This window comes from uncultured Nostoc sp., assembly GCF_964245575.1.
In the GTDB taxonomy this organism is placed as follows: Bacteria; Cyanobacteriota; Cyanobacteriia; order Cyanobacteriales; family Nostocaceae; genus Nostoc.
This window is the reverse complement of record NZ_CAXTNP010000346.1, coordinates 1-7,152: the sequence shown is the minus strand read 5'-3', so window position 1 is coordinate 7,152 and position 7,152 is coordinate 1. Positions and strand designations below refer to the sequence as shown.

The window sequence follows — 7,152 nt, the reverse complement described above, 5'->3', positions numbered from 1 at the left end:
AACAAATGCGTACGCCGAATCAACAAATGCGTACGCCGAATCAACAAATGCGAACGCTAAAATCACATTATAAAGAGGAAACTAGAACATCTAATTCCCTCCCCTTTATAAGCTACGGTGTAGATACAAGTCGAATTACCCCCCTTAATCCCCCCGATATATTGAGGGAAAAAAGAAATCTAGTTCCCTCCCCTTTATAAGGGGAGGGTTAGGGTGGGGTAACTTCCCTCAACTTATTCGTTGATACAATTCGCACTATAGTAGAAATAAAACAAGCTGATCGCGAGACAAGCGATCGCCTTTGAGTTACGACAACACCTGCAAATATCTTGCCGAAAAATACCCTGGTGACTTTGCTAGATGGTTACTTTCATCTGACATTTCAGATACTCAAGTACTCAAAACCGAACTCAACCTCGAACCGATTCGTGCTGATTCGGTGACATTTTTGCAAATCTCCAACAAAATTTTACATTTAGAGTTTCAAACTACACCCAAATCCAAAACTCCCCTTGATTTTCGGATGCTCGATTATTACACCAGATTAAGGCGAGAATACTGGTGTGAGATTGAGCAGGTATTGATTTTCTTGCAAGCCACCTCCTCAGAAATTGTTTTTAATACCCAGTATGTAGATAAAAATACCAGACACTCGTATCGAGTGATTCGTTTATGGGAAGAAGATCCCATACCATTGCTAGCTAACCCTGCACTTTTACCACTGGCGACATTAGCCAGAACCGACTCACCGGCAGACTTGTTAACTCAAGTTGCTGCTAGTGTCGATATGATTGAAGAAACAGAGGAGTGACAAAATATATCAGCTTGCGTACAGGTTTTGGCTGGTTTGCGGTTTGACAAAAGTTTGATTACACAGCTTTTGGGAGAGGAAATTATGCAAGAATCTGTGATTTCCCAAGATATTCTGCAAAAGGGAGAAGAACGAGGAAAGAAACAGGAGGCGCTACAACTGATTATGCGTCTTTTAACACGTCGGTTTGATGCAATTGAATCAGAGATAGAACAGCAGATTCGCACTTTATCTATAACTCAATTAGAGGAGTTAGCTGAGGCGCTGTTGGATTTCTCCAGTCAAAGTGATTTAGTCAATTACTTAGAAAATATCTCTTTACCTCAACCTAATCAGGAAGATTCAAATAATTCGTAATTCGTAATACTCGGCTCCGGCGAGAAGCAAGCTACATAATTCCTATAGGACTTACGCAAAAAGGCTGTGAAAGCCTTAATTTACCGTAGGGGCAATTCATGAATTGCCCCTACATTTCGTATCTGGTCTGAATTATCAAAAAGCGTTACAACTTTGTCCCACACTCAGCACAGAAGTTGTGTGTAGGAGCATTTTTTGCATTGCAGTGACTACAATACACTGGTTCTGCTGGCGCTTTCGGCGCTTGCTTTTGCAAACCGACCATTTGAGCGTTGCTCTTGCCTGGGGCTACCATTGGATAGCAGTTTTCGTCTCTGGTGACGTGGACATTCAATATCACCGGGCCTTTGTGTGCCAGCATCTCGGCGATCGCATCTTTTAATTGGCTGCGATCGCTAATTACCATGCCTTTAATCCCGTATGCTTTTGCTAACAACTCTACATCTGGCATCCCTACTTCCATGTTTGAGCATGAGTAACGCTCACCATAGAAGGCTTGCTGCCACTGGCGCACCATCCCTTGCCAGCCGTTATTGATAATTATTGTCTTGACATTTATCCCATATTGTGCAAGTGTACCAAGTTCTTGCAAACACATTTGGAAACTAGCGTCCCCGCTAATACAAATGACTTCTTCATCAGGAAACGCTACTTTCGCGCCCATTGCCGCAGGTAAGCCAAAACCCATCGTTCCCAAACCAGCACTAGAAATCCAGCGCCTCGGCCCGTTCTTCAGGAATTGTGCTGACCACATTTGATGCTGTCCGACATCTGTGGTGTAGAAAGCCTGGGGTGCTTGGCGACTAACTTCTACAATCACTTCTTGGGGTGAAATGCTGTCGGGATGTTGCGGCACTATTAAAGGATACTCATCGCGCCAACGGTTAACTAAATTTAACCACTCTTGGTTTTGATTCGGTGTAGCCTTTACCCCTGCTTCTTTGCAGCGACGCAACAAGTCTACTAACACGTTCCGCACATCGCCGACGATAGGCACTTCAGGAATGCGGTTTTTGCCGACTTCTGCCGGATCGATGTCGATGTGAATTACTTTAGCGCGGGAGGCGAATTCGTCTAACTTGCCTGTCACGCGATCGTCAAATCTAGCGCCAACGCAAATCAGCAAATCACAATCACTAACGGCAAAGTTGGCGTAAGCGGTGCCGTGCATCCCCAACATTCCCAAAGCTAGGGGATGATGTTCGTCAAAGGCACCGATCCCCATTAAGGTTGTGGTGACAGGGATATCGAATAATTCAGCTAGTTGTTTGATTTCTTCATGGGCACCAGCTGCGATCGCACCACCACCCACATACAATAGCGGACGGCGACTTTCAGTAATCAACTGGATCGCGGCATTAATTTGCCGGGGATTCCCCTTCACTGTGGGACGATAACCGCGTAACTTTACTGAACCTGGTTTTACAGGCACATAGTCAAATTCTTCTAAAGCTACATCTTTGGGGACATCAATCAAAACTGGCCCCGGACGCCCACTGCTAGCGATGTGGAAGGCTTCGGCGACAATTCGCGCCATATCTTTGGGGTCACGCACTACATAGGAGTGCTTGACGATCGGTAGGGTGATCCCGTAAATATCGGTTTCTTGAAACGCATCTGTACCAATGGACGGACGTGCTACCTGTCCTGTGACTACAATCATCGGGATTGAATCCATGTAGGCGGTGGCGATCCCGGTTACCAAGTTAGTTGCTCCTGGGCCAGAAGTGCCAAAGCATACTCCTACTTTTCCAGTTGCACGGGCGTAACCATCGGCGGCGTGGGCTGCGCCTTGCTCGTGTCTCACGAGAATGTGCTTTATAGCACCAGTTGCTTCCACCTTATACAGGTCGTCATAAATTGGTAGAATTGCCCCACCCGGATAACCAAAAATATAATCAACGCCGTGGCGATGAAGGCTGTCAAGCAGAGCAAAACCGCCAGATGCACGTTTGGGCACGACTGGCAGACTAGAAGTCCCAGACTGTTTGTGATTCTCGGTTTGTGGGAGACTAATTTGGGAAAGCGATTCTCCTACGGAGACACTTAGTGAACGCACGGCCAAACCTCAGACTATAGCTAAAATTAATGCTGAATTCTGTAGTTAAGATTTCATTTTAATTGAAAAGTTCAATTAAATTTCGGGAATTTTATATATTAAATATAAAGCTAGACTATTAGCCTACATTAATTAAATTAAGTCTTGCAAGACTCGGCGGGTATTTTGCCAAGCCCAAACACCCACAACTACGACAACAATACTCATTGCTACAAGTACAATTCGCAAGCCCAGAGCATCAGTTAATGGCCCAGTAATCGCCAGAGGTAACGCCAGAGCAATGTTGACGGCATGATTTTGAAAGCCAAATACTTTACCGTGCATAGTAGGTGGTGTTTGCTGTTGAATTAAAGTTTGCATGGGCACACCAATTAAGGCAGCACCTACACCCAAAAATGCACAGAGTCCTAGCGCCAGCAATAAGTTGTGCGTAAAAGTGAACACCCCTAAAACTAGTGCTATCATCAAAAATCCAATTAAAGGTAGAGGTTTGCGATGCAATTTCTCACCCCAGTTACCTAAAATTGCCGCACCAAATACCATACCCACCCCTGCGGCTGCCAAGAAAAAGCCAAACTGTTTTTCTTTTAGACCAAACTCCTCGGCTAATCGAATCGTCAGCACCGTTAACGCTGCAAACACACAATATAAAGTTGTCAGTTGCAGCATGGCGTTCAAGATCAAAGGATTTTTCTTGAGATAGCGCAGGCTCTCGGTGAATTCAGCCCAAAGGTGATTTGACACCCGATGTTCCTTTGGTTGTTTGGGTTCTTTAAACTTAATCGGCTGGATGATCAGAGCCGATAATATATATAATCCACCAACCACAACCTCTTGACCATATTTTTCTCCCATCAAGCTTTTCGCCAAACTCAAAATTGGCTCTCCTATTGCAAAACCAACAATTAAAGCTCCCATCATCGTGCTGCTAAACAGCGCATTGGCTGCCAACAAATTTTCTCGCTTTACCAACAAGGGAATCGCTGCTTGTTCAGCTGGTGCAAAAAACTGCGTCACTGTGGAAATGGCAAAAGTCAGGATTAACAAAATCAGGAACTGTCGTGGCAATAAGGGAAGACACAGCGTCAATATTCCCCGCACAATATCTGAGCCAACCATAATCAGCTTTTTTGGCAAACGGTCAACAAAGATACCACCAGCAGAGCCGAACAAAATTGCTGGTATTGTAAAGGACAGCATCAAGGTTGAGTACATTGAGTTGTGTGCCAACCCTGGAAGCGGTGGGTAGTTCTCCAGCAGAGCAATCAGCAAAACGAAGAAGACCTTATCTGCTAACTGGGACAGGAGTTGTCCAATCCACAGGAGCATAAAACCACGGTTTTTTAGCAGTGCGCCAAACCCGTTATTAACAGCAGCAGGTTCAGTTGGAAACATTTAGATACTTTCTTTAGGTAGATGGGGAGTGGGGAGTCGGGGAAGTAATGACCAATGACTAATGACCAATGACTAATGACTAACTCCTGTTTACTTACTCCATTGTCCGGATTAATTTGCTTCATAGCGCTTTAACAGCATAAGCAAAAACTCAGCTGCTGTCAGACGACCTTTGGGTGGAATAATCTCAATAGACGAATCTACCCAACAGCCTTGTACAGTTTGGGGGGATTTCCAAATTGACAAATGATCAACTGGTGGCTGTGCATAAAAGTTATTTTGCCCACTACCTAGCAAACTAGAACTCCAATGGGTGAAATAATCATGACTTATCCGATGAATAGGGAAATTACCCTGTAGTGGTACTCCCCATCCATCTATAGCAATAAACGCTTTGACACGACCACCTAAGAGTTGCCACAAATGCGCTGCCCCTATTGCCCCGACTACGCCAGCACTAAAGCTAATAAATATAATTGGTGATTTTAAAGAGCCGGTCAAGCTATACCTGCGGTGAGCTACGCTAACGCGCAAAAACTGCACAATGTGCAAGGCTGATAAAACCAAAACATCTTTACCCGGATAAACCAGTATATTTGGGGGATTGTGTGCGATCGCGCTATTAGAAACTAAATCTAACAATCCTACTCTAAAGCTTTCAGTTAACTCTGGCTCATGAATTCCAGGGCAAATAATTATACTCATCTTTTACACAACCTTTGATTTTTTTACTCTTCCGATGTACAGAGCTTTTTAAAAAATCAAGTAACTTTTATATATATTACCTTGTTTTTACTGAGAAAATTATAGCCTCTTCACATATTTTTCCGAAAAAATACTATTTAAAAAAATATTACTTAGAACTACAAATAATATTAGATTAATTCTAAAAACAAAATGTTTATTTATCTATTTATTCTCAGCTTTATTTTAATAATTAATTTTATAATTATATTTAACAGTTTAATTTACAAAAAATCAAGTTAATAATGCATTTTCTACTGTTGATGTGATTCTGCAAAAAAGAAGCGATTTGATACCTAGACTTGTTACCTTAGCTCTAATTTATATGCAATTTGAGCAAAAAAAATTGATAGAAATTAGCAGACTCACAAGTAGAGCAACTTCCAAAAACTTAAGTGATAATAGCCGAGTGGCTGTAGAAGACCAAATTTCGAGAATGTTAAGCAAAATTATAGTAATAGTTGAAGCATATCCCCAATTAAAAGCAAACGACCATTTTATCAAATTACAATATTCATTGAGTGAAGTAGAAGAACAACTTTCTGCTGCTAGAAGATTTTATAACTCTGCTGTAACTGAATATAATAATGCCGTAGAAATGTTTCCGACAAATATTATAGCTTCGTGGATGAAATATCAATTAAAATTGCAGTTTCAAGCTAATCCACAAGCAAGAAATAATGTAAATATTGAAATAAACCATAAATAATTTTAAAAAACATGCCAAAATTTAGTTCCGCACACAATCAGGAATTATTAAATGGAATAGCTAAACTATTAGCATACAAAAACTATAAGTTGGCACTTCAGGGCTTGGAAAGTTTTTTCCAAAATAATGCAGAAACAAATACAAAAGAATATTTATATGCACGAGTATTGCTTTTAGACGCATACCTCTACAATGAACGCTTTGATAAAGCAATTAACTTATGCCAAGAACTGAACAACAGTAAACATCAAACAACTCAGATATTAGCACAATACTATCTTGCCGAAATATTTCCAGAAGCTAAACCTACAGCACAAAAATCATCACTAAATTCAACTAAAAGTTTACTCACTCCTGCACAAGCAACTGAACTGATAAACACTGGGTATGAAGCTATTACTAAAAAACACTATAAAAAAGCAATCCAAGCATTAAATATTTTTTGCAAAGCCGCTTCTCCGGCTACAAAACACTATTTACTAGCACACAAATGGCTGATAAAAGCATATCAATAAAATGGGCAAATTAATCAAGCGATCGCTCTTTGTCATCAACTCCTGATTAATGAAGACGAAGCAACGAGAAAATGGGCAAGAAAACTTTTATTTACAGACCTATTTACAGATAATATTGATGTGTCTGCGACTCCACCAAACCCCACTGAATCAGAAGTTAAGCTACAAACACCAAGCGAAACCTTGCCAGAACAACCCGAACATATTCTTGAAAAATTTATACCAAAAACAATAAAAGAATTCAAAGTATTTTGTCAAAAAAATTTATTGAGTGAATTAAAAACACTTGAAGCTCATAGGAAACAAGTTTTATTATCTATTTTTACTGCTCATCTAGTTTTTTTATCTCTTGCAATTATATTAATTAGGTTTTTTACAGTTATATCTCCTTTTATTAAAGTTTCTAGCGAAACTAGTTTGTATTTTAAACTTGCAGCTGAATTAATAATATTAATACCATTTGGATTTATCATTTTCTTTTTCTGTTATTTATTAGTCTTTTTATTCCTTTTTTGGGCTTGGATAATTTTTTATAGTGCAGCATTTGAAACATTTTCTAGCC

Annotated in this window: 5 protein-coding genes and 2 pseudogenes; 4 read left to right on the top strand and 3 right to left on the bottom strand. The window is 40.6% G+C overall.

The window, feature by feature from the left end; genetic code table 11:
- The first annotated feature begins 301 nt into the window (after positions 1–301).
- Positions 302–1,168: pseudogene (locus ACFFAP_RS33780) on the top strand (Rpn family recombination-promoting nuclease/putative transposase).
- A 145-nt stretch (positions 1,169–1,313) separates the two neighbouring features.
- On the opposite strand, the gene ilvB reads toward ACFFAP_RS33780, so the two are convergent.
- The 3 genes from ilvB to ACFFAP_RS33765 all read right to left on the bottom strand — a co-directional run bounded on the left by ilvB (position 1,314) and on the right by ACFFAP_RS33765 (position 5,327).
- Complete coding sequence (gene ilvB / locus ACFFAP_RS33775) at positions 1,314–3,227, bottom strand: biosynthetic-type acetolactate synthase large subunit (RefSeq protein ID WP_375515307.1); 1,914 nt, start codon at positions 3,225–3,227, stop codon at positions 1,314–1,316.
- A gap of 132 nt (positions 3,228–3,359) precedes the next feature.
- Positions 3,360–4,622, bottom strand: coding sequence for an MFS transporter (locus tag ACFFAP_RS33770; protein ID WP_375515306.1), 1,263 nt, complete (start codon positions 4,620–4,622; stop codon positions 3,360–3,362).
- Between the two features lie 111 nt (positions 4,623–4,733).
- Positions 4,734–5,327: a hypothetical protein gene (locus ACFFAP_RS33765; protein WP_375515305.1), complete on the bottom strand. Its 594-nt coding sequence runs from the start codon at positions 5,325–5,327 to the stop codon at positions 4,734–4,736.
- Positions 5,328–5,631: 304 nt separating this feature from the next.
- Here ACFFAP_RS33765 and ACFFAP_RS33760 point away from each other — a divergent pair, with 304 nt between their 5' ends.
- From ACFFAP_RS33760 to ACFFAP_RS33750, 3 genes and pseudogenes are all read left to right on the top strand, one after another.
- Complete coding sequence (locus ACFFAP_RS33760; protein ID WP_375515304.1) at positions 5,632–6,075, top strand: LemA family protein; 444 nt, start codon at positions 5,632–5,634, stop codon at positions 6,073–6,075.
- 11 nt (positions 6,076–6,086) lie between these two features.
- Positions 6,087–6,590 (top strand): hypothetical protein, encoded by a 504-nt coding sequence (locus ACFFAP_RS33755; protein ID WP_375515303.1) that lies wholly within the window; start codon positions 6,087–6,089, stop codon positions 6,588–6,590.
- Between the two features lie 120 nt (positions 6,591–6,710).
- Positions 6,711–7,152, top strand: a pseudogene (locus ACFFAP_RS33750) (hypothetical protein); the annotation flags it as partial.